Source organism: Cutibacterium avidum ATCC 25577, from assembly GCF_000227295.1.
Classification (GTDB): Bacteria; Actinomycetota; Actinomycetes; order Propionibacteriales; family Propionibacteriaceae; genus Cutibacterium; species Cutibacterium avidum.
Genome location: NZ_JH165056.1, coordinates 1 through 1,459, shown reverse-complemented (window position 1 = coordinate 1,459; position 1,459 = coordinate 1). Strand labels below are relative to the sequence as shown.

Here is a 1,459-nt window from a genome sequence, read left to right as displayed (position 1 = left end):
CTGGTGCTAGCGCCAATACCGTTAAGTTAGTGACTCGGGTGGGGTAGTCTGGCGGCATGCCGCGTGCGGGGTGGGTGAAGCCGGAGAGTGATCGCAGGTTCTCGGATCTGGTGTCGGTGGGAGTGCTGTCGCGGGTGTTCCCGGCTCACCTGGTCGACGAGGTGATCACCGAGTGCGGGCGGACCGAGCGGCGCCACAGGAGCCTGCCGGCGCGGGTGATGGCCTACTTCGCGATCGGGATGGCGCTGGATGCGTCGGGATCGTATGAGGATGTGATGGCCCAGTTGATCGACGGGCTGGCTTGGGCCTCGGGTTGGAGTCAGGAGTTCGGGTTGCCGAGTGCCTCGGCGATCTTCCAGGCCAGGGCCCGGCTGGGTGCTGAGCCGATCCGCAGGTTGTTCGAGCGGGTCGCCGTCCCGCTGGCCGGCCCCGAGATGGCCGGGGCGTTTCTGGCGGGGCGGCGGATGGTCGCGATCGACGGGACGACCCTGGATGTGGCCGACACGGCTGCCAACGAGGAGTTCTTCACCCGGCCGCCGCATTCGCGCGGGGAGGCCTCGGCGTTTCCGCAGGCCCGGATCGTGGCGCTGGCCGAGTGCGCCACCCACGCGGTGCTGGCCGCCCGGATCGGGGCCTACAAGCAGTCGGAGGCGGCCCTGACCCGTGACCTGGTCGATCACCTGGGCCCGTCGATGCTGCTGATCGCCGACCGGGGATTCTTCTCCTACAAACTGTGGCGCCAGTGCGCCGCCACGGGTGCCGGGCTGCTGTGGCGGATGCGCACCGACGCCAAGGCGCCCCGGCCCGTCCATGTGGCCGATCTGCTCGACGGGTCCTGGCTGGCCCACCTGCGCCGGAGAACCCCGGCGGCCGAGCGGAACAGGACCCCGATCACCGCCCGGATCATCGACTACACCGTCGATGACGGGCGTGACCAGCCGACCGTCTACCGGCTGGCGACCACCCTGACCGACCCCTCCCAGGTCTCCGCGGCCGAGCTGGCGGCGGCCTACACGCGCCGGTGGGAGATCGAGATGGTTTTCGACGAGCTCAAGACCCACCAGCGCGGCCCCCGGATGGTGCTTCGGTCGAAATCTCCCGAGCTGGTGCTCCAGGAGATCTGGGGTCACCTGTGCTGTCACTACGCCATCCGGGCCCTGATGGGCCAGGCCGGACTCGCCTCGGGTACCGATCCGGGCCGGATCAGCTTCACCACCGCCCTGCGAACCACCCGTCAGACTCTCGCCCAGCCGGGCGCTTTTCCCCCCTGACCAGCCATCCCAGCCCGGATGGGCCGCCATGATCACCCGACTGTGCCGACGCCTCCTGCCACCCAGACGGCCCCGCTCCAATCCTCGGGTCATCAAACGCAAGGTCTCCAAATGGCCCGTCAAGCACCGGGCCCACCGCCACTACCCCAAACCGTCCCATCCGCCCGTCTACACCATCAACCCAGCGC

General features: G+C 69.3%; 1 protein-coding gene. It reads left to right on the top strand.

Going from position 1 to position 1,459, the window contains the following annotated elements; all coding sequences use genetic code 11:
• Nucleotides 1-56 precede the first annotated feature (56 nt).
• A complete protein-coding gene (locus tag HMPREF9153_RS11470) occupies nucleotides 57-1,271 on the top strand; it encodes an IS4 family transposase (protein ID WP_004812034.1) in 1,215 nt (404 codons plus the stop codon).
• The last annotated feature ends 188 nt before the right edge of the window (nucleotides 1,272-1,459 follow it).

What these genes read in the sequence shown, in the direction of transcription:
- HMPREF9153_RS11470 (WP_004812034.1), top strand. Translation starts at nt 57, where the DNA reads ATGCCGCGTGCGGGGTGGGTGAAGCCGGAGAGTGATCGCAGGTTCTCG.